The sequence below is a fragment of the Planctomycetota bacterium genome (genome assembly GCA_016125255.1).
In the GTDB taxonomy this organism is placed as follows: domain Bacteria; phylum Planctomycetota; class Phycisphaerae; order Phycisphaerales; family Zrk34; genus RI-421.
In genome coordinates, this window is sequence record WGMD01000025.1 from 19,520 (window position 1) to 44,849 (window position 25,330).

The 25,330-nt window shown below is 64.4% G+C and carries 28 protein-coding genes and 1 pseudogene; 21 read left to right on the plus strand and 8 right to left on the minus strand.

The genetic code is table 11. The features are described from left to right. Positions 1-15: 15 nt before the first annotated feature. Both GC162_16790 and GC162_16795 read right to left on the minus strand, forming a co-directional pair. Positions 16-255, minus strand: a complete 240-nt coding sequence (locus GC162_16790) for a hypothetical protein (GenBank protein MBI1370294.1) — start codon at positions 253-255, stop codon at positions 16-18. Next, complete coding sequence (locus tag GC162_16795; GenBank protein MBI1370295.1) at positions 252-761, minus strand: hypothetical protein; 510 nt, start codon at positions 759-761, stop codon at positions 252-254. The genes GC162_16790 and GC162_16795 overlap by 4 nt, the downstream gene beginning before the upstream one ends. A 343-nt stretch (positions 762-1,104) precedes the next feature. On the opposite strand from GC162_16795, the pseudogene GC162_16800 reads away from it, so the two are divergent. Then, positions 1,105-1,242 (plus strand): annotated as a pseudogene (locus tag GC162_16800) (DNA primase). A 67-nt stretch (positions 1,243-1,309) separates the two neighbouring features. Next, positions 1,310-1,723 (plus strand): hypothetical protein, encoded by a 414-nt coding sequence (locus tag GC162_16805; GenBank protein MBI1370296.1) that lies wholly within the window; start codon positions 1,310-1,312, stop codon positions 1,721-1,723. A 94-nt stretch (positions 1,724-1,817) separates the two neighbouring features. Here the strand turns inward: GC162_16805 and GC162_16810 are convergent, their stop codons facing one another. Together GC162_16810 and GC162_16815 are read right to left on the minus strand one after the other, a co-directional pair. Next, a complete protein-coding gene (locus GC162_16810) occupies positions 1,818-2,081 on the minus strand; it encodes a 4Fe-4S dicluster domain-containing protein (protein ID MBI1370297.1) in 264 nt (87 codons plus the stop codon). 533 nt (positions 2,082-2,614) lie between these two features. Further along, a complete protein-coding gene (locus GC162_16815) occupies positions 2,615-2,845 on the minus strand; it encodes a hypothetical protein (GenBank protein MBI1370298.1) in 231 nt (76 codons plus the stop codon). Between the two features lie 25 nt (positions 2,846-2,870). On the opposite strand from GC162_16815, the gene GC162_16820 reads away from it, so the two are divergent. From GC162_16820 to GC162_16900, 17 genes are all read left to right on the plus strand, one after another. Next, positions 2,871-4,490, plus strand: coding sequence for a 2,3-bisphosphoglycerate-independent phosphoglycerate mutase (locus GC162_16820; GenBank protein ID MBI1370299.1), 1,620 nt, complete (start codon positions 2,871-2,873; stop codon positions 4,488-4,490). Positions 4,491-4,529: 39 nt separating this feature from the next. Then, positions 4,530-5,768, plus strand: coding sequence for a glycosyltransferase (locus GC162_16825; GenBank protein ID MBI1370300.1), 1,239 nt, complete (start codon positions 4,530-4,532; stop codon positions 5,766-5,768). Positions 5,769-5,792: 24 nt separating this feature from the next. Further along, the gene (locus GC162_16830) at positions 5,793-6,071 is read left to right on the plus strand and encodes a hypothetical protein (protein ID MBI1370301.1); all 279 of its coding nucleotides are present in this window, start codon (positions 5,793-5,795) and stop codon (positions 6,069-6,071) included. 202 nt (positions 6,072-6,273) lie between these two features. Next, the gene (locus GC162_16835; protein ID MBI1370302.1) at positions 6,274-7,803 is read left to right on the plus strand and encodes a phage portal protein; all 1,530 of its coding nucleotides are present in this window, start codon (positions 6,274-6,276) and stop codon (positions 7,801-7,803) included. A gap of 33 nt (positions 7,804-7,836) precedes the next feature. Beyond that, positions 7,837-8,373: a hypothetical protein gene (locus GC162_16840; protein ID MBI1370303.1), complete on the plus strand. Its 537-nt coding sequence runs from the start codon at positions 7,837-7,839 to the stop codon at positions 8,371-8,373. A gap of 72 nt (positions 8,374-8,445) precedes the next feature. Continuing rightward, entirely contained in the window at positions 8,446-9,603 is a 1,158-nt protein-coding gene (locus tag GC162_16845) for a hypothetical protein (GenBank protein MBI1370304.1), read from the plus strand. Between the two features lie 93 nt (positions 9,604-9,696). Next, entirely contained in the window at positions 9,697-10,311 is a 615-nt protein-coding gene (locus tag GC162_16850; protein ID MBI1370305.1) for a hypothetical protein, read from the plus strand. A 57-nt stretch (positions 10,312-10,368) separates the two neighbouring features. Beyond that, positions 10,369-10,737, plus strand: coding sequence for a hypothetical protein (locus GC162_16855; GenBank protein MBI1370306.1), 369 nt, complete (start codon positions 10,369-10,371; stop codon positions 10,735-10,737). Then, positions 10,734-11,435: a hypothetical protein gene (locus tag GC162_16860; GenBank protein ID MBI1370307.1), complete on the plus strand. Its 702-nt coding sequence runs from the start codon at positions 10,734-10,736 to the stop codon at positions 11,433-11,435. Before GC162_16855 ends, GC162_16860 begins: the two co-directional genes overlap by 4 nt. 21 nt (positions 11,436-11,456) lie before the next feature. Next, positions 11,457-12,629, plus strand: coding sequence for a hypothetical protein (locus GC162_16865; GenBank protein ID MBI1370308.1), 1,173 nt, complete (start codon positions 11,457-11,459; stop codon positions 12,627-12,629). A gap of 120 nt (positions 12,630-12,749) precedes the next feature. Then, positions 12,750-13,124, plus strand: a complete 375-nt coding sequence (locus GC162_16870; GenBank protein ID MBI1370309.1) for a hypothetical protein — start codon at positions 12,750-12,752, stop codon at positions 13,122-13,124. A 2-nt stretch (positions 13,125-13,126) separates the two neighbouring features. Next, positions 13,127-16,015, plus strand: a complete 2,889-nt coding sequence (locus GC162_16875) for a hypothetical protein (GenBank protein ID MBI1370310.1) — start codon at positions 13,127-13,129, stop codon at positions 16,013-16,015. A gap of 12 nt (positions 16,016-16,027) precedes the next feature. Further along, positions 16,028-17,632: a hypothetical protein gene (locus GC162_16880; GenBank protein ID MBI1370311.1), complete on the plus strand. Its 1,605-nt coding sequence runs from the start codon at positions 16,028-16,030 to the stop codon at positions 17,630-17,632. Then, a complete protein-coding gene (locus tag GC162_16885) occupies positions 17,629-17,895 on the plus strand; it encodes a hypothetical protein (GenBank protein MBI1370312.1) in 267 nt (88 codons plus the stop codon). Before GC162_16880 ends, GC162_16885 begins: the two co-directional genes overlap by 4 nt. Continuing rightward, positions 17,864-18,340: a hypothetical protein gene (locus GC162_16890; GenBank protein MBI1370313.1), complete on the plus strand. Its 477-nt coding sequence runs from the start codon at positions 17,864-17,866 to the stop codon at positions 18,338-18,340. The genes GC162_16885 and GC162_16890 overlap by 32 nt, the downstream gene beginning before the upstream one ends. A gap of 13 nt (positions 18,341-18,353) precedes the next feature. Further along, complete coding sequence (locus GC162_16895; GenBank protein MBI1370314.1) at positions 18,354-18,620, plus strand: hypothetical protein; 267 nt, start codon at positions 18,354-18,356, stop codon at positions 18,618-18,620. A gap of 31 nt (positions 18,621-18,651) precedes the next feature. Further along, positions 18,652-19,188, plus strand: coding sequence for a hypothetical protein (locus GC162_16900; protein ID MBI1370315.1), 537 nt, complete (start codon positions 18,652-18,654; stop codon positions 19,186-19,188). Between the two features lie 3 nt (positions 19,189-19,191). Here GC162_16900 and glmM read toward each other — a convergent pair whose 3' ends face one another. Continuing rightward, positions 19,192-20,595, minus strand: coding sequence for a phosphoglucosamine mutase (glmM, locus tag GC162_16905; GenBank protein MBI1370316.1), 1,404 nt, complete (start codon positions 20,593-20,595; stop codon positions 19,192-19,194). A gap of 107 nt (positions 20,596-20,702) precedes the next feature. Between glmM and GC162_16910 the strand changes: the two genes are divergently transcribed. Next, positions 20,703-22,178: a hypothetical protein gene (locus tag GC162_16910; GenBank protein ID MBI1370317.1), complete on the plus strand. Its 1,476-nt coding sequence runs from the start codon at positions 20,703-20,705 to the stop codon at positions 22,176-22,178. Here GC162_16910 and GC162_16915 read toward each other — a convergent pair. From GC162_16915 to GC162_16925, 3 genes are read right to left on the minus strand one after another with little or no spacing between them, the layout of a single operon-like run. Continuing rightward, on the minus strand, positions 22,099-22,761 hold the full coding sequence (locus tag GC162_16915) for a hypothetical protein (GenBank protein ID MBI1370318.1): 663 nt from the start codon (positions 22,759-22,761) through the stop codon (positions 22,099-22,101). The genes GC162_16910 and GC162_16915 overlap by 80 nt on opposite strands. Beyond that, on the minus strand, positions 22,761-23,141 hold the full coding sequence (locus GC162_16920) for a hypothetical protein (GenBank protein MBI1370319.1): 381 nt from the start codon (positions 23,139-23,141) through the stop codon (positions 22,761-22,763). Before GC162_16920 ends, GC162_16915 begins: the two co-directional genes overlap by 1 nt. Continuing rightward, positions 23,138-24,946: a DUF3592 domain-containing protein gene (locus tag GC162_16925; protein ID MBI1370320.1), complete on the minus strand. Its 1,809-nt coding sequence runs from the start codon at positions 24,944-24,946 to the stop codon at positions 23,138-23,140. The genes GC162_16920 and GC162_16925 overlap by 4 nt, the downstream gene beginning before the upstream one ends. On the opposite strand from GC162_16925, the gene GC162_16930 reads away from it, so the two are divergent. Beyond that, on the plus strand, positions 24,786-25,295 hold the full coding sequence (locus tag GC162_16930) for a 6-carboxytetrahydropterin synthase QueD (GenBank protein ID MBI1370321.1): 510 nt from the start codon (positions 24,786-24,788) through the stop codon (positions 25,293-25,295). The genes GC162_16925 and GC162_16930 overlap by 161 nt on opposite strands. Positions 25,296-25,330: the final 35 nt, after the last annotated feature.

Here is a 25,330-nt window from a genome sequence, read left to right on the forward strand (position 1 = left end):
CCACCCGTTAACCAGTCACACGTATTCGACGATGCCCCACAGCGCGACGGCGGCGAGGCACAGGAGGGTGAGGATGTAGGCGGTGAGGCGGAGGGTTTCGAGGGCGAGGCCTTTGAGTGTGGGCATCTTCAGGGCTTTGTAGACGAGGGCGATGGCGAAGACGAGCGGGGGGAGCAGGAAGAGCCAACTGCTATGAAAATCCAGCGGCTCGAGGAAGGGTCGGTAGGCGAGTGTAAGTGCGGCGAGGGTGTTCATGAGTGGTCGCCTCGCGTGACGATGCGCCCCTGGAGCGGATCGCTGGAGGGAACAACGTCATTGGCGGTTGGGGCGGGCGTCGTTGCGCGGCCGAAGAGATCGAGGATGGCCAGCAGGTTCAGGACGCCGGCGAGCGTGCAGTAGAGCGTGCCCAGTTCGTTGACGCGACCGACGGAGACTTCGTAGTCGGGGAGCGGGCTGTCGGGTGTGGGCGGGGAGGGGGGATATTTTGAATCGAAGTGTGTGTGGATGGCGTCAACAATGATGCTTGGCGGACCGATGAGAACCTGGCCGGCGAACCAGAGGGGGTCTTCGCGGTGATCGACGACGTCGATGCCGCCGATGAGGAGGCCGATGGTGAAAAGGATCAGGAGGGTGATGCCGACGATGAGTCCGCGTTGTTTTTCGCCGAAGAGATAGTGTCCGAGTCCGGGGACGAACCATGCGGCGATGCAACAGAGGGCGATGTTCGGGGCGTTGGAATGGGAGGGTTGTTTGGAGGGCACGGGGCTTGTACGTTGGCCGCGGAATCGGAGGTCGGCGCGGCGGTGAAAAAATTCGATCGGGCGGCTGGTCAAACGATTTGACAAGCGTCAAAGTTGGGGTAGTGTACCGCGTTACGTCCCCGGAGGTAAGGCCCGGCGGGTGGGCGGGATCGGATCATGGGTGGTGGTCACCCGATCCGGTCGCGGCGTCGCCGGGAAATGAGCCGATGGGCACGAACTAGATGGAGTCACGAACGTGAACAGCGTGGAGCTTGAAATAAACGCATCGGGACGTTGGACGGTGTCGTGGCGGGGTCATGCGTGGCCCCGGACGGCCTGGTCCGAAATTGAGCCGAAAATTGTCGACGACGACATGGATGACGACGACGATTTTGACGATGATGATGATGACGACTTCGGCGACGACGTCGACGATGACTTTGACGACGACTTCGACGACGATTTCGATGACGATGAGGACGTCGATCTCGACGACGAGTAACTCGGCCCGCGGGGGTTGAGACGGATCGGGATCAGGCGTCGCGGACCGCAAGAAGAGGAGCGAAGCCATGATCGATCCGTTGATGGAAGAGGCGGGCGCGCCCGATGAGGAGCGCGACGAGGCCCGGCGTCAGAGCGTGGTGGATCGTCGAAGCGGCCTGGATCGGCGCGACCGTCAGACCGGCTCGCGCACGGGACTGGAGCATCGGCGCGGCCCCGGACGACGCCGGACCGATTTCACCCGGAAAGCTGAAGAAGGCGAAATGACCAACGAACAGTTTCTGTTCGTCATGGCCATCGACGCCTTTAAGCGCGTCAACAACCGGTCGTTTCCGACGTGGACGGAAGTGCTCGAAGTGATCCGCAAGCTCGGGTATCGCAAGACGACGGCGAGCGAGCTGAATCTGCCCAACACCGAGGACTGGACGGAGCGGCCGGACGCGCCGGCGATGCCCCCGGCGGCGGAAGATTCGGCGGCGTGAAGCCCGCGCGACGCGCAGTCACATGTGAACATCAATAAACAAGCCCGACGCGCGATGCGTCGGGCTTGTCGTTGGATGCGGGGGAAGTCGGGGATTACTTGTTGGCGTAATAGTCGACGTTCTTCTGGATGTAGGACTTCCATTCTTCGGGCAGGTCCTCTTCGGGGAAGATCGCCTTGACCGGGCATTCGTCGACGCACAGGCCGCAGTCGATGCAGGTGTCGGGGTCGATGAAAAGCTGTTCCTGTGTTTCGAAGTCGGGCTCATCCTTGGTCGGATGAATGCAGTCGACCGGGCACACATCCACGCAGGCGGTGTCCTTCGTGCCGATGCAAGTTTCGCCGATGTAGTGGGACATGATTGGGATCCTTGCCCATGGGGCATACGAGTAGAGGCGGACGCCGGATGCGTCCGTGACCCAAAGTATATCCATGCGGCGGGGGCAGGCAAGACGTTGAAAGCGGGACCGGGGATCAGGGGTCGGGGATCGGACATGGACCGTCGCGCCCGTTTGGCGACGCCGCTGCCCGGCGCGAGCGCGTTGCACGGGCGGCGCGCTTTGATGCGCGCATAAAAAAAGAGAGTGCCGACGTTCGGCACTCTCTAAAAACTTGCTCCGTGGCCTTGTTCGTTTTGGTTTTGCCGAGTCCGCCTAGTTTCGGAGCAGGCGGGTGCTCAACGGTGGGAGTTCCGCACCGAGTGCGGAGCGAACGAACGTTAGCGCTTCTTCTTCTTGCTGGCCTTCTTCTTGGTGGCCTTCTTCTTCGCAGCCTTCTTCTTCGTAGCCTTCTTCTTGGTTGCCTTCTTCTTGGATTTCTTAGCCATGGCTTGGTCTCCGTATGCAAGGCCGGTTGGAGCTTTTGTCTATCTAACGCTCAGTTGAAATTTCTGTCAACTGAATAGTGATCGTTTGTTGAAAAATTTTATCGGCCGGGCGCGGCGCATCCCTTGAGACAAAATTCCTCCAATCGACGATTTCGACGCGCCGCGCGCCCTCGCAATCAGCGCTTTCGCGCCTTCCGCGCGAACGTCGGCGCGCGTCGTACGTAGCATGCGCAGCGCCGGCGTCGCGTTGTCCATGTCGCGCCGCGCCCGTACAATCACCGCTTCGATCACGCGCATTTTTCATTGTCGATGGAGCTGCTTCATGAGCCAGTCACTGCACACGCCCGTCGTCGTCATCGTCCGTGACGGATGGGGCACGAACCCGCATCCCGAGCACGACAAGTTCAACGCCGTCAAACTCGCTAACACGCCGCGCTGCGATCAGTTGCGCGAACGTTATCCCTGGACGCTCATCCACACCTCCGGCGAAGACGTCGGCCTGCCCGAAGGCACCATGGGCAACTCGGAAGTGGGCCATCAGAACATCGGCGCCGGTCGCATCGTCGATCAGGAATCCGTCCGAATCACCAAGGCGATCCGCACCGGCGAGTTCTTCGACAACAAGCCCGCCCGCGAAGCCGTCGAACGTGCCAAGAAGGCGGGCAAAACGGTTCATCTGATGGGCCTCGCCTCCGATGCGGGCGTGCATGCGCTGATGGATCATCTTTACGGCTGCCTCGCCCTCTGCAAAAAAGTCGGGCATGAAAAAGTCGTGATCCACGCCTTCACCGACGGCCGCGACACCGGCCCGTACACCGGCAAGGGCTTCATCGAGCGCATCGACGCCGAGTGCAAACGGCAGGGCGTCGGATGCATCGTGAGCATCTGCGGGCGATATTACGCCATGGACCGCGACAATCGTTGGGAGCGCGTCAAGCGCGCTTACGACATGCTGACCGGCCGCAACGACAAGCTGCCGACCTTCGATTCGCCCGCCGCCGCCATGCAGGACTATTACGATCACCCGACCAACAACTCCCAGCAGGGCGACGAGTTCATCACGCCGCGCGTCGTTGGTTCCGACGTCGCCGCGACCCGCATCAGCGATGGCGACTCCGTCATCTTCTACAACTACCGCGGCGACCGTCCGCGCGAGATCACCCGTGCGTTCGTCATGCCCGAGTTCTACGGCCAGGTCAAACCCTCGCCCGACTCGGGCGAGAAGGGCTTCGATCGCGGGCCCAAGCTTGATCTCTTCTACGTGACGATGACGGCGTACGAAGAGGCGCTGGGGCAGTGGGTCCATGTCGCCTTCCCGAAGCCGCCGAAGATGAGCGACATCGGCGGCGAGTGGATCGCCAAGCACAACCTAAAGCAGTTCCGCTGCGCTGAGACGGAAAAGTTCCCGCATGTGACGTTCTTCTTCAACGACTATCGCGACGAGCCGTTCGCCGGCGAGGACCGCGTCATCGTGCAGAGCCCGAAGGTCGCCACGTATGACCTGCAGCCCGAGATGAGTGCCGCCGGCGTGCGCGACGCGGTGCTCGAAGCGCTCGACCGCGATTACGCCCTGATCATCGTCAACTTCGCCAACGGCGACATGGTCGGCCACACCGGCAAACTCGACGCCGCCATCAAGGCCGTCCAAACCGTCGACCAGTGCGTCGGCGCCATCACCGACAAAACCCTCGCCAAAGGCGGGTCGCTGATCATCACCGCCGACCACGGCAACGCCGAGCAGATGTTCGACCCGCAAACCAACGCCCCACACACCGCGCACACCACCTATGACGTCGAATGCATCCTCGTCAGCCCGAAGCTCGCCGGGTCGAGAGTCGAACTGACCAAAGGCGGCCGCCTCGCCGACATCATCCCGACGGCGTTCAAACTGATGGGCCTCCCCCAGCCGCCGGCCATGACGGGTCAGTCGCTTTTGCCCTGAGCGAACACAATCGCACCACATCCGCCGCAGGTTTTCCGCATGCGATTTGATCTCCCGCCAATCTGGCTCGTCACGCTGTGGGCCCTGTGGGTTTGCCAGGCGGTCTGGTGCTGGTGGAATGTCGGGCGGTTTCGGCGGCGGCTGGCGCAGCAGGTGGGCCGCGCCCCGCATCGCAAGCGGCATCGCGACCTGCCCGCCGTGATCATCGTGCCCGTCAAGGGCGTCGATGACCACTTCGCCGAGCACGTCCGGGGCCTCATGCACCAGGGCTATTTCGACTATCGCCTCCTCTTCGTCACGCAGTCCGCCGACGAACCGGCCCATGTCGCGCTCGCCGACCTGATCGCCGGCGCGCCTCGGGCGGAGGGCCTGCAAGGCGTCGATCTCATCACCGCCGGCGTCGCACAGCGCGGCGGACAGAAGGTGCACAATCAGCTTGCCGCGCTGCGGACGCTCGATGACACCGAAGCGGTGATCGTCTTCGCCGACGCCGACGCGGTGCCGGATGATGATTGGCTCGAGTCGATGGTTATCGCCGCTCAGAAGGAGCGCATGGGCGCCGCGACGGGCTATCGATGGTTCATTCCCGCCGATGACGCCTTCGCCAGTCGCCTCGCGAGCGTGCTCAACTCCTCCGCCGCCACGATGCTCGGCCCGGCATACCGCAATCACGCCTGGGGCGGGGCCATGGCGATCAAGCGATCGCTCATGACCGAGTGCAAACTCGTCGAACATTTTGACGGCGCCCTGAGCGATGACTATCAGCTCACGCGGGCAGTGCGGTCGATCGGTCGGCGTGTGTATTTCATGTCGCGCGGCATGGCCGCCTCGCCGGCCAAGTTCACATGGGCCCGGCTCATCGAATTCGCCCGCCGGCAGTACCGCATCACGCGCATCTACGCCCCGTGGACCTGGCTGGGCGTCTTGGCGATTCTCTCGCTCTATCTCGCCGGCTGGGTCAGCGCGATCGCCGGTCTGTTCGCCGGGATGGGCGACGCCCTTGTCGCCATCGCGCTGGTCATGACCTTCGACATCGCCCGCGGGTTTGAACGGCGGCGCGTCGTGCGGGCCCTCTTCGGCGACGAAACCGCCCGCCGCCTCGCCGGGGCGCTGCGGCTTGATATCTTCTCGACGCCCCTGTGGATGGCGCTGCACTGGCTGATCGTGCTCAGCACGGCATTGGGCCGGCGAATCACATGGGCGGGCATTCGCTACCACATGCGGGGCCGGCGGGATGTGCGGATCGAAGGGCGTGACGAACCGGCTCGGCCGGGCTAAACTACCCGCTCAGGAGCATTCGCCATGAGCCATCCCACCGACCAGTTCAAGCCCGGCATGGTCGTCGAAGTCACCCAGCAGATCCCCCAGCGCGACGAGGTGTGGACCAGCAAAGTCCGCGGCACCATCGTCAAATTCGCCCAGGCCAAGACCGGCTCCTGGTTCGCCCATGCCAAGGACGACAAGCTCTGGCTCGACCGCCTCGTCCTCCGCAAGGCCGACGGCGAGATTACCGAACTCATCCTCGATGAGTACACGCACATCGAAGTCATCGATGAGTCGGGTCTGTGCGACGCGACCTGATGTGACGCCCTGATGCGCCCCGCAATGTCGTGATCGCACATGCGGAGGTCGATTCGGGCGCGCACTCAAAAAAACATCTCAAAATTTCATCCGTGTTCGCATGCGCGAGTTAGGCATGGTCAAGGCCCTGTCCGACGACGATCGCATGCGCATCGATCGCACGGTTCGCCCAAGGGTGTAAGTCAAACCCCGAGGGCCGACCATGCTTCAGACCGCGACGACGATTGAAAATCATCCGCTCGACGAACAGCTCGTGGCCATGCTCATCCGCGACCACTGCTCGCACACGCGGCCGGCGCTCGAGCGGCTCTGGGACTACTACCGCAATGACCTGGACTTCGATTTCGCGGATGACAAGCGGCCGTACCGCGCGGCGCAGCAGCAGGGGCTGCCCTGGCGTTTGACGCGCACCGGCCCCGCACCGGCCCGGCCCTTCGACGCCGACGGCGCTCGCCGTGAGATCGTCATCGAAAACGACATCGGCTGGCGCGTGCATACGCTCGTCGACTTCATGTTCGGCAAGAGCGTGCACATCCAGTCCCGCGCCGCCGACCCGCAGCGCGCCCAACTCATCGAACGCGTCCTCAATGCGACATTCGAAGCCAACGGCGGCGTGTGCTTCCTGCAGGACATGGCGCTGCTCGGCGGGGTGTACGGCTACGTCGATGTGCTCCTGCGAACCGATCGACTCCCTCGTCACATTTCTTCCGACGGGACCGGCATGGGGGCCTCCGCCCCGGATCAACCCGCGTCTGAACCCGAACCCCACGAGCGAGCCGTCCGTTTCGCCTCGCAACTGGTGCTTGAGACGGTCGAGGCGCCGCGGGCGATCCCCGTGCTGGACCCGGCGGATTACCGCAAACTCGTCGGCTACATCCTCCACTACACGCAGGCGCTCAACGAAGTGGACCACACCTCCTTGCTCAGTCGGCTGGTCGATGCCGGCGGTCACCCCCGCGCCCGGCAGGCGACGATGGAGGTGACCGAAATCTGGACGGACCGCGGCGTGTGGACCTATCACGATCACGAACTCGTCGCGCATACGCCGCATCGGCTCGGCGTGCTGCCGGTGGTGCATATGCAGAATCTGCCGCAGCCGTTCTTTTACGAAGGGCTCAGCGAAGTCGAGCCGCTGATTCCTTTGCAGGATGAACTGAACACGCGGCTGAGCGACCGGGCCAATCGCGTCACCATGCAGTCGTTCAAGATGTACCTGGGCAAAGGCATCGACAACTTCGTCGAACGCCCGATCGGCCCGGGGCAGATGTGGCAGACCGACAACCCCGAGGCGTCGATCGAAACCTTCGGCGGCGACGGCGAAAGCCCCTCCGAAGAAGCGCACATCAACGAGATTCGCGAAGCGATGGACAAGACCAGCGCGGTGACGGCCGTCGCCGCGGGGCTGCTGCGCAACAAGGTGGGCAACCTCACCAGCGAGAACGCGCTGCGCATTGTCATGATGGGCCTGCTCGCCCGGACGCAGAAGAAGCGCGTCACCTACGGCAAGGGCATCGAGCGGGTGTGCGAGATGGTGCTGCGGGCCATGCACACGGCGGGCGTGCTGCGGACAAGCGACGACGAACGCCGCGTCACGCTGCACTGGCCCAGCCCGCTGCCGGAGGACCAGGCGCAGCGGCTCGCGGAAGCGAAGCTCAAGCTCGACATCGGCGTGCCGCGCGAGCAGGTGCTTGCGGAGCTGGGGTACGGCGCGACGTGCGGCGCGGCGGGTTAATCGAAACTTTCAACTGCACAAGGAGTGCCTGCGATGATCGAACAGGATGTCAGTCCGGCAGAGGCCGAAGACGTGGTCGCGGATGCGACGAGCGACGGGGCGGAGGGGGAGATTGTTCAGACGCCGCGGATGGTGCCGGTCAGTGAGTCGATCCGGTACCGGCGGCGGGCGCAGCTCGCGGAGCGGAAGGCGACGGAGCTTGCGTCGGAGTGCGATGAGCTTCGCCGATCGCTGGAGGCGACGCGTGAGCAGATGGAGGCGGTGGAGCGGCGGCAGCGGATCGATGCGCTGCTCGTCGAAGCGGACGCGATCGACCTGGAGGCGGCGCGGCTGCTGACGGAGGCGGCGGTGATGCAGATGGATGAAGCGGATGTGGAGGAGGCGGTGCGCGAGCTGCGCCAGAAGAAGCCGTACCTCTTCCGCACGCCAACCGCCCGCCCTGCCGGCGGGACGCTCTCGCCTCGCCCGCGCCGGAACGGGCGCGGCCTCAACGACGCGGCCGAAACCGCCGCACTGTCCGGCGACCGGCGCGACCTCTTGCGTTACCTGCGCATGCGCCGGCGCAAATGACCCCCGGACCCTGACCCCCGGACCCTGATCCCTGACCCCTGATCCCTGACCCTCTTTCATCTGGAGACCACCATGCCTTTCACTGGCAAAGCCACCTACTCCGCCGGCTCCACGCTGCCGGAGATCGTCGAAGACGTCGCCGACATCATCGGCATCGTCAGCCCCTACGAAACCCCGCTGCTCGATCACCTGGGCGACCCGAACCGCGCCGCCACGAGCACGCGTCACGAATGGCTCGAAGACGAACTGCTGCCCAACTCGGATGCGATCAACGCGAGTCACACGTTCACCGATCCCGATGTGGATACGAGCTTCGTCGTCGATCACGGCGAGCGCTTCCGCGTCGGCGATCAGATCCAGGCCGCCGGTTCGCGCGAGGTGATGTTCGTCACCGACGTGACCAGCGACACGCTCACCGTCGTGCGCGGTTACGGCGCCACCACGGCCGATGACCTGGCCGCCAGCGATGTCCTCCGCATCCTCGGCAACGCGGCGCTCGAAGGCGCCGATCATCCCGAGACGCGCTTCTCCAATCGCGTGCGACGCAGCAACTGGACGCAGATCTTCACCGCCGCCGTCGAAGTCAGCGGGACCGAGCTGGCCGTGGCCCAGGTCGGCGTCGAGGACGAGATGGACTACCAGAAGCAGGAGCGGCTGCGCGAGCTGATCCGTGACCTGGAGAACTGCGTCATCAACGGCGTCGCCCCGGCTTCGACGAGCGAAGGTTCGAGCACCGTCCGCCGCACGATGAACGGGCTCATCCCCTCGCTCACGACAAACCGGTTCGCGCCCAATGTCAACGGCTTCCCGAACGACGCGTCGCTGACCGAGGCGCAGCTCAATCAGGCGCTGCGCACCATCTGGGACCAGTCCTCGGGCGCGGTCGATACGATCGTCGTCAACGGTTTCCAGAAGCGCCGCATCAACAGCTTCATCACCACCAACCGGCGTTACGACGCTGCCGACGCCCGCTTCCGCGACCTGGTCGGCATCTACGAGAGCGACTTTGGCGTCTGCCGCGTGGTGCTCAGCCGCTGGGTCCCCGCCGACACGGTGCTCCTGCTCGACAGCACGCGCGTCGATGTGCTCCCGCTGGCCGGCCGCAGCTTCCACTTCAAGCGCCTCGCCTCCGACGGCGACAAGGAAATGGGCCAGGTCATCGGTGAATACACGCTCGAGCTGCGCAACGAGAACGCGCACGGGCTCATCGAAGGCCTCGCCGTCGCCTGACCCCACCCCACCCGGGCGCGCCGGGCGAAAGCCCGGCGCGTCTTTTGAAACGGGGGGACTCAAGTCCCCCCGCCTCGAATCAAGGAGCGCTTCATGCCCAATTTCTCCACCGATGGCGACCTGCTCGCATACGAACCGAATGTCTTCGCCGAGCTTCCCTTCGCATCGCAGCGCCTGCTCAAGGTGACCGACGCGAGCGTCAGCGGGTCGATCGTGACGAGCGAAACCGGCGGGTTCGCCAGCCTCGGCGCGGGCAATGTCGTGATGCTCGAAGGCAATGCGTATGCGGTCGCCGTCGTGACGGATGATCACACGCTGGAGCTGACCGCGGCGCCGGTGGGGTTGTCAGCGACGGAGGATTTGACGCTCATCGTGCCGACGATGCGCCCGCAGGCGGCGGTCGTGCACGATGAACTGCTCCGCGCGGTGAACATCCACATGGACGACCCCGCGGAGGAACTCGACGAGGACGCCATCGTGTCGGTCACGCTGATGAAACGGCTCGAGGCGATCGGCACGCTGAGCCGGGCGTACGCCGGGGCGATCGCGCTGGTCGGCGACAACAAGGAGATCAACGCAAAAGCGGAGCGCTATCGCCTTCGCTTCACACGGGCGCTCGCCAGCGCGCAGGTGCTCATCGACACCGACGGCGACGGCGAGGCGGACGTGTGGCGCTCGCCGGGCGTGGCCCGTCTCGTGCGCGACTGAAACATCCATCCGACATTCCAACATTCTTGAGAATGTTGGAATGTCAGGGAGGCGCAAATGAGCAGCTACAAAAGCCAATCGCTCTTTGACTCCGGTCCGCACCGGTTTCATGTGCACGGGCTCGCCCAGCGGCATGTCGATCACGAGCTGCCGGGGGCGGACGGCGTGCGCGTCACGGTCATGGGCCGCACCGGACGGTCGATCGACCAGACCGGCACGCTTCTGGCCGACGGCATCGCTCCGATGCAGGTGCAGCTTCGCGCGATCGAGGCGGCGATGAACGACGAGCCGGGCGATCTGGTGGATGACACGGATCGCACCTGGGCGAACGTGCTCATGCTCTCCTGCGAGCCGGGGCCGATACGGCGCGTGGGCGTACGGCTGGCCATCGACTACACGATTCATTACATGCAGGTGCAGCCGTGAGTGATTGGGCGCAGGACATCTTCAGCCATGTGCTGCTGCGACCGGCCGAGGCGAGCGGCTCGCCGCTGGCGCTGTTGACCTGGCGGGCAACGAAGCTTGGCGAGCATGTCGTGCAGGTGTACGTCAACGATGTGCTGACGGAGGTGATCGCCGATGCGACGCAGAACGAACTGTGGCTTCATTTGGACCGGGCGCGGACGCATCGCGTGGGGCTATTGGCGGCGCCGGCGGATCAGGCATGGGTGAATCAACATGCGGAACTTGCCAATTGGTCGCCGCCGTTTGCGACCCGCGCGAGTCTCGCCATCGTGCGCGACGAGGCCTTGCCGATCGACAGCCGCGTGATCGTCACGATCGACGGCGTCGATGAGGCGGGCCGTCCGCTGTGGGAAGCCGATGACCCGCGCGGCGGATTCGGCGGGCTGCTGGGTGTGGGCCCGTTCGGGCATGACACGTCGACGAGTCCCGGTTGGGGGCTGGGCGAGATGGGGATCGCGGATTTCGGAACGGACAACTTCGCGTTCCGCTGGGAGCGTGATGATCTGCTTCCCGGCGAGCACACGATCGGCATGCGGATCGAAGACGCGCGCGGCCGGCTGCTCAGCGATGCGGATGAACAACTTGTCACGATCGACGCCGTGCCGACGCCGGCAGCGAACCTGACGATCGAGAACGATTTCACGCTGCGATGGAACTGAACACAGAACACGGAGCTTGCCATGACCGAGCGTTACCCTGATGACAGCACGCTGCTCGCCCTGACTGAAGATGCCGCGACGGGCGTCGAGTACATTCCGACGGGTCAGAGCCCGTACTACCTGCACTTCCGCAAGCTCGTGCAGCGCATGCTGCTGGCGACCGGGCGGGCCAACGATCTGCGCGTCTACCAGGACGGCGAGATGACGGTGGGCGTGCGAAGCGGGCGCTACGTCATCAGCAACGCGCTGGTGACGTTCGACGGCGATGCGGCGATCGCACTGACGAACAATGCGACCAACTACCTCTGGCTCGACGCGGCGGGGGCGGTGCAGATCGCCACCGACGCCATGCCGGCCGACCGGGCGAGTTTCGTGCCGCTGGCGGAGGTGGTGACGGACGCCGGGGCGGTGACGTCGATCCTCGATCGGCGCAGCGAGGCGATGGTCATGATTCCCAATCCCTCCGCACTGGGGTTGACCGCCACGGCGGACGAAATCAATCAGGCCCTCGACGGCATCGCCGCGACTGTCGACGCCGCCGCGTTGACCACGCTCACCGCCGGCCCGACATCGACCGCCGACGCCGAGCATCGTCACGAGCAGCTCTATACCGATGCGGATGACGAAACGGAGTTTCGGCTGGTGAACAGCAACGCCGGTTCGTCAGCGATGATCATGCTGCGCTTCGATCTGCCCAACCGCATGCCCGACGTCGTCGATCTCTTGCCGGACATCGCGACCGGCTATCTTCAGCAGCGGTCCTTCGGTCAGGCGTATGCGCTCGTCGGCACGACGCACATGCAGTTCGCCCACGAAGGCGCGCTCACCGCGTCGCAGACCGGCAAGCTCATCGGCGTCGTGCCCATCGACGGCGTCGTGAGCAATGTGATTCTCTCGGTCGGATCCAACCTCGACACCGACACGCCCGCCGATGCGATCAGTGCGACGGTCATGGTCAATGGCGCGGCGGTGACGAGCACGGCTCCGGCGCTCTCGGATGCGGCGGGGGCCGGCTTCCGCTCCACCGATGCCGGCGACGGCACGCCCGCGGTCGTCAAGTCCGACGGCACACAGAACGTCACGCGCGGGCAGGTCTTGACGCTCGACCTGACGCGGACCGTCAGCGGCTCGGTGACGACGGAAGCGACGAATGTCGTCGTGTTGGTCGTGATCCGCGCGTCCAAACCCGAATGAGGAGCGAACCATGACCTGGCGCATTCACATCGACTTCCAGGTGCCGGACTTCGGCGAGTTCGAACAAGGCCCGCTGACGATCACCGGCTCGTAAACGAATTCACCGCTGAGGAGACTTTCATGTCCACGATCACCGCGACCAAGACCGCTCGGACGCTTCAGTCGAGCACGACCAATGCCGCCGGCGGCACCACGACCGGCTCCGCCATTGACCTGACCGCCGCGATGGGACTGGCCATCACGGCCAAGGTGACCAACGGCGCGACCGGACCGACCGTCGGATGCACCTTCAAGGTCGAAGTGTCCAATGACAACACCAACTGGAAGACGTTCGCCAGCTATCTGGCTGCGACGGATAACAGCGGCGTGTCGGAGTTCGCGCTCGCCCTCGGCGCCGAATGGATGTACGCCCGCACGGTGTTCACCGGCAACACGGGCCAGGGCGTCACGGTCGAGGCGTTCGGGCATGAGCTGACCAGTCTGGCGAGCGCGTGAGCATGAATCGGAATCCGCTACAACCCGGTGTCATCGCTTTCGATCCCGCCCATCCGCTGGCGGCGGGGCTCGACGCGTATTTCCTGCCCGGCCGATCAATGGCGAATCTCGCTGCGGCGAATCAGCACGGTGCGGCGACGTCCGCGACGCTCGCTGGTACGCCCGGCCGTGCGGTCGGTCTGTCCGGTCCGCAGATGACGACCAACGATGTGTTTTCGCTGACGCTCAACACCGCCCGGCCGTTGGCGAATACGAGCGGGTACACCTACGCGATCCTCTGTCAGCCGCGGTCGGCCAATCGCGTGCTTTGGGGCGAGTATTCGTCGGCGTCGAGTCAGCCGAATCTGACGATGAGCGTTGTGGCGCCGGGGAATTCGGTGCGGGTGTATCGCCGATCGGATGCGGGCGTGGAGCTGACGAATGTGACGGCCAGCGCCGCCGTTTTGCCGGGGTATCACCTCATCGTCCTGGCTGTACGCGGATCGAGCGCGGAAATATGGGTCGACGGCAAGCTCGACACGGCGTTCACGATGAACACCACCACGATCTCGGTGGACAGGATCGCGTTCGGCGCTTCGGGCTCGACGACGTTTCGCGGCGAGATGGTGATGGCGGCCCGATGGCGGATCGGGCTGACGGCTTCGATGATCCGCCGCCTGAATGCCGACCCGTTCGCCATGCTCCGTCCCCGCCGCGATACGGTGATACGTCGCGTCATCGCCATGTCCGGCATTGCCGGGCCGACGGATCAAGGCGCGACGCTCACGCAGTCCGCCGACGCGGCCTTCCCCAATCGGCCGCGATCCGGCGGCGTCGGGCTGAAGGTCGAATTGGTCGTCGGCACGGCGGGGCAGTACCTGGCGAAAGATCTCATCGAGCCGCGCCGGCGATTGTTCACGCGCGTCCTGTTCAATCCCGCCACGCTCTCGGATGGCTCGGTGACGCTGCTGCGCGGCGTCGACGAAAGCGACGACGAAACACTGCGCGTCTCATATGCATCGTCCTCCCGCACCATCACATTGTCGCTCGCCGGCGGAGCGACGCTCTGGGGCACGCTGCCGCAAACGCTCGACTGGCATTGCATCGAGTGCGGCATCGATGCCGACGCGGGGCATGCCGAACTCTGGCTCAACGGGCGTTCCATCGATGACTACGACGGCGATATGGACACGCTCGAAACCCGGACGATGTGGATCGGCGCAACATCGAAATCCGTGGCGGCGATCGGCGAATGCTATCTCGACGAATGGGTCATCGCCGATGCCTATATCGGACCTGTGCGTGTCGAGCCGGTGAGCGAACATGCGGACGATCCCGCGCGGTGGTTGGTCGTCTACAACGCGGCCAGCGCCGATTCGATCGCATGGGCGCAGTCGTATCGAGCCGCCCGCGCGGTGCCGTATTCGAATCTGCTGGGCCTGAGTCTGCCGGCGACGGAGCAGGTGACGCAAGCGCAGTTCGAGTCAATGCGGGACGCCATTGCGGACTACCTCGCGTTCAACGGCATGAACGACATCATCCTCGGCATCCTTCTGGGGCATGACGTGCCGGGCATGTACACGCGCAGCGACGGCGCCGCGGAAGCCATCGCCGGTCAGCTTCATCGCGTCGATGGTCTGACCACGGAGATCAGCAATCCGCTGGCGCCGCTGGCGGACGAGGATGAATTGATTCGCCCGACACAGGCCAATCTCGCCGGTCATCGACTGACCGCGCGGATCGACAGCCCGACGCTGACGCAGAGTATCGCGCTGACGACGCGAGCGTTGAACGTCGCCGCGAGCGTGCTCAATGATGAGGACGGCAGACTTTGGCTCGATCCCTACGGTCCGACCGGCAGCTTGTATGACCTGCGGCGCGAGCAGATGGCGACCTGGGCCGGGAGCATCGATCGTCAATTGCTTCGCCTGCCGCTCGTACTCTCGGCTGACAGCGATCCGGGTGTGGATGTGCAGTTCGACGAAATCAGCGGCGACGCATTTTTCTGGGGTTGGGAGCAGGCGACCGCGCCGGCGGGGTTCTTCGCCGAGCCGGCGGGCCGGCGCGTGCTGAGCGTTCAGTTGAGCTTCAATCACGCCACGGCTTCAACATTGCGCGACGCGGGCGACGACAACTGGGCGATAGCGGCGGTCCAAGCGGGATATGCGGCGGCGGGGGGGAGCAGTCGCAGCTACACGGCTTCGGGCGTCCCGCGCATCGGGCCGTTCTTTGAGGCGATGCGGAACGGATGGACGCTTGCGGAGGCGTGGTTCGCGGCCAGCCCGGTGCTGCGATGCGGACTCATGCTCGTGGGCGATCCGTTGATGACGGTCATGACACCGCGCGCGGGATGGAATGTCTACGGTCCGTTCGCGACATGGACGGACGTCGACACGACGATTCCGACGGCGGCCCTTCGATCAACAGAGCGAAGCATCGCACTCGCCGCCGCCGATCAACTCGCCGATGGCGAACAAGGGCTGTACCTGTTACGGGCGATTGACGCGATGGGACGATCGGAAGCGGGGTTCACAGCCGTTTCAGTCCAGCGCATCGGCGACGAACTCGCGCCGCTGCCGACGGCGCCCGTATGGCCCGTCGCGCCGGGTTGGGGCGCGGTGCAGCAGGGGCACGCCTGGCGCCTCACCGCGGCATGGGCGGACCGCTTCGAGCGAATGAATGTGGCGCGCGTCGAGCTGGTGCGTCAGGCGATGGGTGAAGCTCCGGCGACCGTGGTTTGGCAAGTCGTCGATCCGCACGCTCGCGCCATCGAGTTGGTCGATTCGCCGGCTCATGACGTGACGCGATATCGGCTGCGGGCGGTGTCGTCGCAAGAGGCGGCGATCGAATCGCCATGGTCCGCATGGCTGACGCTCGCGTCGGACGAAACACGAACGATTGTGCATGTGTAAGGGAGACGATCGATGGCATTTGCGTCGGCGACATTGCAGGCATCTTTGAACGGATCGGCGGCGGCCTCGGCGGCGGGCGTGCCGCTGGTCTTTGTCGATGGGCAACCCGACCTTGAATTGTCGGTCGAGCGATTCACGCAGATCGGCCCGCTCGATGTGCGAAGCGCCTCGCTGCTTCTGCGGCGCGACGAGGCGGGGTATGAACAAGCCGAACTGGAACGGGCGCGTCGACGCATGGGCCGGCCGGTGATGATCGCGATGCCCGTGTGCATTGCCGGCGGCGCCGCCCGCCTGTTGCCATTGATGCAGGGTCGGATCACGTCGATCGCTCAGCGGCTCGATCGCGCGACGGATCAAATGACCCTCAATGCCGTATGCGGCTGGCATGCGCTGCTCGACGAGCCGATCGACACGGACACATGGAACGCACCGCTCACGCTGCGGCAAGCGATTGATGCGATCAACGAACGCACCGGCGTCGACCTGACGGCTGATCTGATTCCGCCGGAAGCGCTCGCGCGGCCGGCGGGGGGATCGCACGGGGCGCCCGCGACGATTGGGGCATGGATCGAGAGATTGTGTCGAACGCACCACACGCATGTGCGGCGGATGCTGCGTTGGGACGGGCATCGCATCGTCGAGCGGCGCGAACTCCGATTGAATGTACACGGCCGACCCATTCGGCTATTGACGACTCAGATGGCCAATCCCGCGGGAGCGACGCATGCGATCCGAGCCGTAATGCCGCTCGACCGGCCGGTCAAGCTCATCGCCCTTGCGGCGGGCCAGCGCGTCGAGTCCACCTTCGACCTCTTCGGCGGATGGAACCCCGCGCTCGAATCGGCGGCGGACGAGAGCTACACGCGATCGGCCAGCAGCGACTTCGATACCTATGCGAATGTCTTTCGGCTCTGGGTGCTCAATGAGGACGGGGCTTTTGCCGGACCGGCATTCGACCTCACCGCGTTCTTCGACGAGGGCCGTTCGATCCCGGCGACGCCGGTGCGATTCGTCAATGCGCTGACCATGGATGATGCGGGGCGCAGTATCGGCGTCGCTGCGGAAGTCAGCGTCGACGGCGGCGCGACATGGGCACGATACGCCGGCCACGCGCAAATCCTTCCCGAACGCGCGGCGGTCTACTTCGATGACGACGCCTTGCCGGCGGCGTTTCTAGCGGCCTGCAAGTCCGGGTCGGCGCGCGTACGCGTCACTGCATCGCTGACCAATCCGCTGGCGACCGAAACGACCCGATGGGTCGGCAATCCGTTCGCGGGATCGTTCACGACGAAGCGATTCGATGTGAGCGCCGACTTCGCGTATCAGCGGGTCGCGCCGTCGAGTCGGCATTACGACGAAGTGCGCCACGGCGACCGATCGGCGGACGAGCGCGATGACCGCGCCAAGCTGTCGAGCTTGCTGGCGGAAAGAGCGGGGGAGCTGTCACGCGAACCGGCGCAGGCGGTCATCGATCTGGTCGGACCCATGCTCTCGCTCCGCATCGGCGACCAACTCGACGACGTCAACGGGCGGATCGGGCTGGTGCTGATGCGATGCGAGCACCGGTTTGATGCGGGTCTGAGCGAGACGACCTGGCGAAGGGAGGCGGAAGGATGATCGAGTCGCTGGTGCAATTCGGCGTGGCGGGGTTGATGGGGACGTTGTGGGTGTGGGAGCGGATGTACAGCCGCAAACGGGAGACGCAGCTCAGCGAGTCGCATGATCGGCTCATGGAGCAGAACCACGAATTGAGCGAGCTGATTCAGCTTGTCCGTCAGAACACCGAGGCCGTGGTCGGCTTCGAGCAGGCGCAGAAACGCATGTGTGACTTATTGGAGGGCATGGCAAATGAAATGCGCAAAGCGAATCGTGCCGCTTAACGCGGCGGCGTGGCTGATCGTGATGGTATTGATGCTCGGCGGATGCGCCACGCCGCCGTCGGTTCCGCTGCTGGTCGAGGTCGCGCAGAAGACAATCGCGGATGAGCGGAAGCATCTGGATGAAGATCAGGCGCGGAATAGCGCGTGGTACGAGCAGGAGCGTGCGTCGCTGGAGGCGGGGTACGAAGCGGACCTGGCGGCGCATCCGCAGATCGACAAGGACTGGGTGCTGGCGGGGACGCGCGTCTATGTGACGGCGCGCGAAGCGCTTGTTGAACACGAAGCGCGCTCGGCTGAGCAGATCCGCACGCGGGCGCGGAACCTGACGCTCGCAAGCGAAGCATTGGATCGGGCGCTGTCGGTGCTTCAGCAGCGTGAGATGCTTTTGTGGGACGCGCCGCAGTTGCGGGCGTGGATCGCGGCACAGAGTTCCCCCAACCCTTGATGGAGTATGATCCATGAGCGAACTGAACATGACGGAATTGCGCGACCTGGTGGAGCAGCGGCTGGAGACGCGATGGAACGAGTTTACGGAGGAGCATCCGAATCTCGCGGCGGCGATCGATCGTGTGCATCTGATCGAATCGAGCGTGGAGCACCTGTCGGAGGACCCGGACTACCGGGCGGCCCTGGATGCGGCGACGACGGACGAATCGATGCTCAACGAAGCGGCCGCGGCGATCGACATCGTCGATCGATGGGTGGCGCGGCTTCTGGGGATTTGATGAAGCGGGCGGCGGATCGTATCGTATTTTCATGATGCGATCCGCCGCTCTATTCGTCCTCGTGCTCGCGTCCGCACTTTTGCCGGGCTGCGGAGGCGTCGGATTCAAGGGCGGCCCGACCGCGACGGCCGGGCCGGGAAATGACTGGCCTTTCATCCCCACATCCATGCGCGTGCATCCGTTCACCTCGCTGGAGATCAACGAGTCGGAAGGCGGCATGATTCTCGAAGTGCGGATGGAGCTGCTTGATCAACTTGGCGATCCGACGAAAGGCGTGGGCGATTTTCGATTTGAGCTGTACGCCTCGCCCAGCACCGCGTCGCGCGAGGGGCAGGAGAAGCGGCTGTTCTTCTGGGAAGCGCCGATGACGACGCTGGAGCAGAATCGCCAGCACTACGATCCGATCACGCGCACCTACGCCTTCAACCTCCGCATGCCCGATGCTCCGCCGGCCAACGAGAAGCTCAAGCTCGTCGTGCAGTTCACCGATGCGCGGGGCCATCGGCTTGTCGTTCAATCACCACTAAGCGTCGGCGCCCACCGCAAGGTTGCCCCGCCGGCCCCTTGAGATTTATGCTTCAATGAGCCCGCGCACGCGATCGATGAGCTGCTGCGCGGCGGCGGGCTGAGGCGCTTCGGCGATGATCCGCATGATCGGCTCCGTGTTGGAGGAGCGCACATGCACCCACGCATCCGCCAGATCGATGCGGATGCCGTCCTGCAAATCGATGCGTTCGCCGGTGAAGGCGCGTTCGAGCCGGGCGATGGCGCGGTCGGCCATGCCCTCCTGAATCGGCTGCTTGAATTTGACGATCGCATACGCCGGGATTTCCGCAGCGACCTGCGAGAGCGACTTGCCCGTCACGGCGAGCTGCTCAAGCACGAGCGCCGCTCCGGCGAGACTGTCGCGGACATGGATCACCTTCGGCCAGATGATTCCGCCGTTGCCTTCGCCGCCGATGACGCATCGCTGCTGGCGCATCATCGACGCGACATGCGCCTCGCCGACCGGCGTACGGTGCACCATGCAGCCGAACCGCGCGGCGATGTCGTCGATCATGCGCGAGGTCGACAGATTGGCGGCGACCGGGCCGGGCGTACGGCCGAGCACATGAAGCGTGCAAAGCGCCAGCGTGTATTCCTCGCCGATGTACCGGCCGGTTTCATCCACCAGCGCGAGCCGATCGGCGTCCGGATCCTGCGCCAGACCGACGTCCGCCTGATGCTCGCGCACCTTCGCCGCCAGCTCGCGGAGGTTCTCCTCGGTCGGTTCGGGTGTGTGCGGGAATCGGCCGGTGGGCTCGCCGTACAGATGAATCAATTCGACATTCAGATGTTTGAGCAGCGTCGCCGTTGCCGGTCCGCCCGCGCCATGCACCGAGTCGAGCACCACCTTGAGCCGCCGCTTGCGGATCGCTTCGACGTCGATATGCGCGAGGATGCGATCAACATGCACCTGATTCGTCGAGTCGTCTTCGTCGAGTGTTTGAATCGCTTCGACGGGCACGTAATCGAGCTGATCGCTGCGGAAGCGGTCGATGATCTGGGCCGCCTGTTCGGGCGGCGGGGCGACGCCGTCGTGGCGCAGCGCCTTGATGCCGTTCCAGATGATCGGGTTATGGGACGCGGTGATGACGATGCCGCCTTGGGCGCGGTGGTGCTCGGTCATGATGGCGACGCTGGGCGTGGTGACGATGCCGAGCGTGGTGACGCGGGATCCGACCGACAGAAGCCCCGCGACAACGGCGTTCTGCACCATCGGGCCCGACGGCCGGCTGTCCCGGCCGACGACGATATGCGGATGCTCCACGCCGGAGGATTTGCGAAGCCAACTGCCGAAGGCGGCACCATAGCGTGCGGCGAGCGGGGGCGTGAGCGATGTGCCGATGAGCCCGCGCAGGCCGCTGATGGACAACATGAGCGTCGAGTCATTCATGAAAGGTTCCTTTGCACCTCGGGAAATTTCATATCTCATCGGGTGATCGCGTCGGATTTCACGATACAAAAGCGCACAACATACGTCCGAAAAAAGTGCCGCATGCGGCGGCGCTGTCGCGGTTAACCATCCTTCGTAAAACGCCGATGCTCATGCAGTCAAGGCACTTTGGGCGCGCTGGGCGTCGATACGAGGATCATACCGGGCGTTGTTGCATGCAGAAAATCAAGACCACCGAGATCAAACAAGGCCAGCGGTTTGAGCATGCGCTGTTCATGTCCAATGGGCAGAAGCTGCTCAACGCCGGCGTGGAGATCACTTCGCGCCACCTGCGCGTCTTCGCCTCGTTAAGCGACAGCCAGTTGTATCTGGCCGATTCGATCGACGAGCTTGTCGCCGAGGGCGTCGTCAAAGCGATCGATCGGGGCGGCATGCGGCTTGGCCAGAAAGCCGATCGCGATGTGCTCGCCGCCGGCGGCACGCTGCTCATCGAACAGGGCCAGGAGATCGAGCAGCATCACATGGATGCGATGAGCGGCGGCGCGTACTCCGCACAGCGCGATCAGGAACTGGAGCAGGCTCGCCTTCGCCGTGATCGGATGGTCATGGCCGACGCCCTGATCGAACAGCTCGAGCAGGATGTGGCGGGCATGAATCTGCGGATCACGCCGCAGGCGACCGACATCTGGCACGACGCGCCGACCGCGGCGACGCAATGGCCGGCGGCGGGCGCGCTGATCGCCGAGCGCGAGGGACATGTGCAGACGATCCGCTCGCTGATGAGCCAGATTGAAGCCGGCATCGCGCCAGCGCCGCAACGGATCACCACGCTTGTCGACGCCCTCTTCGATCGTCTGCTGCTTCATCCCCAGCATGTGACGCAACTGGCCCTTCTGTGTAAGGGCCGCGACAAATATCTGCCGGACCATGCCTTCTGCGTCTGCGTGCTGGCGATGGCCACGGCGGCGCAGCTCAAATGGTCTGAGCAACACGTCAAACAAATCGGGCGCGTCGGCCTGCTCGCCGACGTTGGCATGCTGCTCGTGCCCGAGCGCATCCGGACCGGCGGCTGCGCCCTGACCGAAATCGATCGCGGACGCGTGCAGCGCCATCCCGCGTTCACGCTGGCGCTCCTCGAAAACGTCGACGGGTTTGATCCGGTGATGAAGCTCGCGGCCTTTGAGCATCACGAACGCGAAACCGGCGTCGGATACCCCCGTGGCGTGCGCGGCGACCAGATCTGCGACATGGCCAAAGTGCTCGGTGTCGCCGACGTCTTCGCCGCCGCCGTCAGCTATCGCTCGTACCACGCCTCCAAGCTCCCCTATGTCGTCATGGAGGAACTGATTCGCTCCGCTGCGGCCGGCATCTTCTGCAAACAGTCCATGCGGGCCCTGGTCCAGGCGGCCGGCCTGTTCCCCGTCGGCTCGTATGTCATGCTCAGTAACCGCCGCCTTGCCCACGTCCTCGCCACCAATGTCAAGCAACTCGACCGCCCGATCATTCGCATCCTCAACGATGACGGCCAGCCCACCGAGCACGTCATCGATCTGACGCAGTTTCCGGTCGATAAACTCGCGGTCGCGCGCCCCGCTCCGCCGCCGGCCTCCGCAGCGGCGTGAAGTATTCCGCATCCTCCGCCGCTCGATCATACAACTCGCGCCACACCGCACGCACATCCCCCCGATGTCGCGCGATCAGATCCTCGCAAAGCGCCATGCATGCGTCGGGCGCTGAGTCGATCAACTGCGCCATGAGCTGCGCAAGCAGGGCGGCATGCGTCGATGTCTCGACCAGCGTCGGCAGCAGGCCCGCACGATGCGACGCGATGATCAATCCGCCGGTCGGACGCATTCGCCGCTCCCACGTGCGCCATGCCCATCGCCCCAGCAAATCCGCACCATCAAGCAGCACGACGTCACGCGCCCCGAGCGACTCGACAAGAGGCAACATCGAGCGGACTTCCACCGGCGCCGTGGCGTCATTGATGAAAATACAGCGGACGCGCCATCCATGGCGCCGCAGGTGTTCGGACAACCGATCCAGCAGCGTGGTCTTGCCCGAGCCGTGCGGCCCGACGACCGCACCACGATAATGCATCGCTTCAAGCCGACCAATGATCGCGGGCCATGTCGTGCCGATCGGGCGATAGGTCAGTCGGTCGATGCATTCGCTGCGGAACGGATTGTCGCAGGGGCGCATCATCAGTCGCCGTCCTTCGTGTCGCTCGCCACGACCTCGCGCCCGCCCGGCGCGATCACAAGGTCGATCCGCGTCGATGACTCCGACGGCTCGATCACCGCTTCCATCGCCCACAAAATCGAAATCAGCTTGCCCGAGAAACTATACGGCCCGTTCGGCGCGGTCATCTCGAACGCCTCGCTGCTCACCGAGCCGGGGCGCTCGATGCGGTGCGTCTGAGCGATGGCGGCGTCGCGCGTGCCTTTGCCGGCGGTGTGCCAGACGAGACGCAATTCAATGGCGTCGGCGGGCTGATCGAGTCGCCATTCGATCCTGCCCGCGATGGTCTGACCGGGGGCGAAGGCGGTCCGGTTCTCAGCCAGGTGCAGCGTGACGATGCTCATGCGCTTTGCCCCTCCAGTTCCGCGGGCAGCACATTGATCTTGAATTCGACATTCACATCCGGCCATCGCGGAATGTCGCCGTGCACTTTGAGCGTCCACACAATCTTATTGTTCGACGCCTCGAACGAATGCATCGTGTCGACGGGGATCGTGATCGACGCGGCGCCGCTGGCCAAGTCCACCGGATCCTCCGTGCGGCGAAGCTCGAGCGTGCGGAACGTATTTTTGTCAGTATGCGTGTTGGTCCCGCGGCGGTAAGTCGCCTCTTCGCGGCCCTCGAGCGTGATCCTCAGCGTTCGGATGCGCTCCGCCTTGCCGACAATGTCCCACGCCACGTCCAGCGCCCCGCCCAGCGGGATCGACTGACGATTGACCGTGACGGTCGGCTGCGGATTGAACAGCGACAAAAACGTGTAGAACACGAACCCGATCGCGCCCAGGCCGATCGCGACGAACGGAATCATGAAGATCGTCAGGAACCACTCGGGATCCCCGCGGACAAATCCATCGACGACCTGATACACGAACACGCTGACGATGCCGTTCCAGAAGAGGGCGAAAAACAAGACGCCGATCAGTTTGAGGTAGCGCGATTCGGTGGGTTTGAGCGTGACGGGGCCGGTGTCATCATCGTCGGCGTTCGATGAATAGGTCGTGCGTCGGCCACGCGCGCCGCGTTCGGTGATGACGAAAGTCGACGATCCGCCGTCCTTGGAGCCGGACTTGAACATGAAGATCAGTCCGCCGACGCCGATGACGAGAAAGACCAGGGGGATGAGGCCGAAGAGCATCATCGGGCTGAACCCGCGATGCAGAACTGCCTCGGCGGGGTCGTCGGGATTGACGAAGCACATCGTCTTCTTGCCGCGCGGGTACTGACGGACGACGTCCTCCTTGCCGCGGTATCCGCTGGAGGACCCGCCCATGAAGTCGTACTGGTTGGACTTGTATGTGCGGCCGTTGAATTCGTAGCGATAGAGAATGTCGACGCTGTAGGTGGTGCCATCGTCCGAGTCGTGCGATCGGACCCGGCTCGACTCGATGACGCAGGGCGTTTCGACCCAGCTTGCGGAAGTGGAGTACTTGATCACCGGGTTGACGAGCAGGAACCACGACAGGCCGCCGCCGACGAGGGCGAACACGCCGAAGAACAGCAGGCCGACGGTTCGCCCGGTGCTCGACGACTTTTTGGAAACGAGTGGCGCATCCGTGCGTGAGGACTGTATTGAGCCGCGCCATGTGAAGAAGATTCCGCCGCCGCCGACGGCGACGAAGATCAGGGGGAACAGCAGGGTGAAGCCGAACAGCAGACTGCCCCGCCGGATCACCGCCTCTGACGCGTCGGCAGGATTGACGTAACACCGGGTCTGGGCGCCCTTGGGGTACTGATCGAGCAGATGCTGGACCTTGATGTATTTGTCGAAAACGGGCTTGTCTTTTGAATATTGCGAAGACGTGTATGCCTTGCCATCGACGGCGTACCGGTACGAGACGACCAGCTCAAAAGGGCGATCGCTTTTGAGGTCCTCCGCGATGCGGCTCTCGATGATCGTGCACGGTGCGGCGGTCCACTGGTAGGTCGCGGCCGTGTCGACGAACTGATGAAACACCATCACTTCAAAGAAGAGCCCCGCCGCCAGGAAGATGCCGAAGAAGAGCGTCGCGCCCAGTTTGCCGATGATCCCGGTCGGCCCGCCGCCGGAGCTGCTGGTATTGATGTTGAATCGGAATCCCGCCATAGCGGTGGTATACTCGGCGTCGGTCCGCGCATCAAATGGAACGTCGCCCATGTACGAGCTTCGCATCGAACGTGTCTTTACCGCTTCGCACGCCCTGCGTCTTTACGACGGGTCGATGGAGGAATCGCACACGCACGACTGGCGCGTCTTCGTGCACATCACCGCGCCGAAGCTCGATGCCATCGAAGTCGTGATGGACTTTCATGAACTGGAGCGCATCGTCGGCGAAACCCTCAAGCCGCTCGACGGCACATCGCTCAATGACGTGCCGATTTTCGCGGGCGTGAACCCCTCCGCCGAGCGCGTCGTCGAGCATATTTACAAGGCGATCGCGCCGCGATTGCCCCGGGGCGTGACGCTCGCAAAAGTCACGATCACCGAAGCGCCGGGGTGTCGGGCGTCGTATTTTGAGTGATGTCGTTGGATATGTGACGCGCCCTTTTGCCGGGC

What these genes read in the sequence shown, in the direction of transcription:
- GC162_16790 (MBI1370294.1), bottom strand. Translation starts at nt 255, where the DNA reads ATGAACACCCTCGCCGCACTTACACTCGCCTACCGACCCTTCCTCGAG.
- GC162_16805 (MBI1370296.1), top strand. Translation starts at nt 1,310, where the DNA reads ATGATCGATCCGTTGATGGAAGAGGCGGGCGCGCCCGATGAGGAGCGC.
- GC162_16810 (MBI1370297.1), bottom strand. Translation starts at nt 2,081, where the DNA reads ATGTCCCACTACATCGGCGAAACTTGCATCGGCACGAAGGACACCGCC.
- GC162_16815 (MBI1370298.1), bottom strand. Translation starts at nt 2,845, where the DNA reads ATGCGCGTGATCGAAGCGGTGATTGTACGGGCGCGGCGCGACATGGAC.
- GC162_16820 (MBI1370299.1), top strand. Translation starts at nt 2,871, where the DNA reads ATGAGCCAGTCACTGCACACGCCCGTCGTCGTCATCGTCCGTGACGGA.
- GC162_16825 (MBI1370300.1), top strand. Translation starts at nt 4,530, where the DNA reads ATGCGATTTGATCTCCCGCCAATCTGGCTCGTCACGCTGTGGGCCCTG.
- GC162_16830 (MBI1370301.1), top strand. Translation starts at nt 5,793, where the DNA reads ATGAGCCATCCCACCGACCAGTTCAAGCCCGGCATGGTCGTCGAAGTC.
- GC162_16835 (MBI1370302.1), top strand. Translation starts at nt 6,274, where the DNA reads ATGCTTCAGACCGCGACGACGATTGAAAATCATCCGCTCGACGAACAG.
- GC162_16840 (MBI1370303.1), top strand. Translation starts at nt 7,837, where the DNA reads ATGATCGAACAGGATGTCAGTCCGGCAGAGGCCGAAGACGTGGTCGCG.
- GC162_16845 (MBI1370304.1), top strand. Translation starts at nt 8,446, where the DNA reads ATGCCTTTCACTGGCAAAGCCACCTACTCCGCCGGCTCCACGCTGCCG.
- GC162_16850 (MBI1370305.1), top strand. Translation starts at nt 9,697, where the DNA reads ATGCCCAATTTCTCCACCGATGGCGACCTGCTCGCATACGAACCGAAT.
- GC162_16855 (MBI1370306.1), top strand. Translation starts at nt 10,369, where the DNA reads ATGAGCAGCTACAAAAGCCAATCGCTCTTTGACTCCGGTCCGCACCGG.
- GC162_16865 (MBI1370308.1), top strand. Translation starts at nt 11,457, where the DNA reads ATGACCGAGCGTTACCCTGATGACAGCACGCTGCTCGCCCTGACTGAA.
- GC162_16870 (MBI1370309.1), top strand. Translation starts at nt 12,750, where the DNA reads ATGTCCACGATCACCGCGACCAAGACCGCTCGGACGCTTCAGTCGAGC.
- GC162_16875 (MBI1370310.1), top strand. Translation starts at nt 13,127, where the DNA reads ATGAATCGGAATCCGCTACAACCCGGTGTCATCGCTTTCGATCCCGCC.
- GC162_16880 (MBI1370311.1), top strand. Translation starts at nt 16,028, where the DNA reads ATGGCATTTGCGTCGGCGACATTGCAGGCATCTTTGAACGGATCGGCG.
- GC162_16885 (MBI1370312.1), top strand. Translation starts at nt 17,629, where the DNA reads ATGATCGAGTCGCTGGTGCAATTCGGCGTGGCGGGGTTGATGGGGACG.
- GC162_16890 (MBI1370313.1), top strand. Translation starts at nt 17,864, where the DNA reads ATGAAATGCGCAAAGCGAATCGTGCCGCTTAACGCGGCGGCGTGGCTG.
- GC162_16895 (MBI1370314.1), top strand. Translation starts at nt 18,354, where the DNA reads ATGAGCGAACTGAACATGACGGAATTGCGCGACCTGGTGGAGCAGCGG.
- GC162_16900 (MBI1370315.1), top strand. Translation starts at nt 18,652, where the DNA reads ATGATGCGATCCGCCGCTCTATTCGTCCTCGTGCTCGCGTCCGCACTT.
- glmM (MBI1370316.1), bottom strand. Translation starts at nt 20,595, where the DNA reads ATGAGATATGAAATTTCCCGAGGTGCAAAGGAACCTTTCATGAATGAC.
- GC162_16910 (MBI1370317.1), top strand. Translation starts at nt 20,703, where the DNA reads ATGCTCATGCAGTCAAGGCACTTTGGGCGCGCTGGGCGTCGATACGAG.
- GC162_16915 (MBI1370318.1), bottom strand. Translation starts at nt 22,761, where the DNA reads ATGATGCGCCCCTGCGACAATCCGTTCCGCAGCGAATGCATCGACCGA.
- GC162_16920 (MBI1370319.1), bottom strand. Translation starts at nt 23,141, where the DNA reads ATGAGCATCGTCACGCTGCACCTGGCTGAGAACCGGACCGCCTTCGCC.
- GC162_16930 (MBI1370321.1), top strand. Translation starts at nt 24,786, where the DNA reads ATGCCGAAGAAGAGCGTCGCGCCCAGTTTGCCGATGATCCCGGTCGGC.
- GC162_16925 (MBI1370320.1), bottom strand. Translation starts at nt 24,946, where the DNA reads ATGCGAAGCTCGTACATGGGCGACGTTCCATTTGATGCGCGGACCGAC.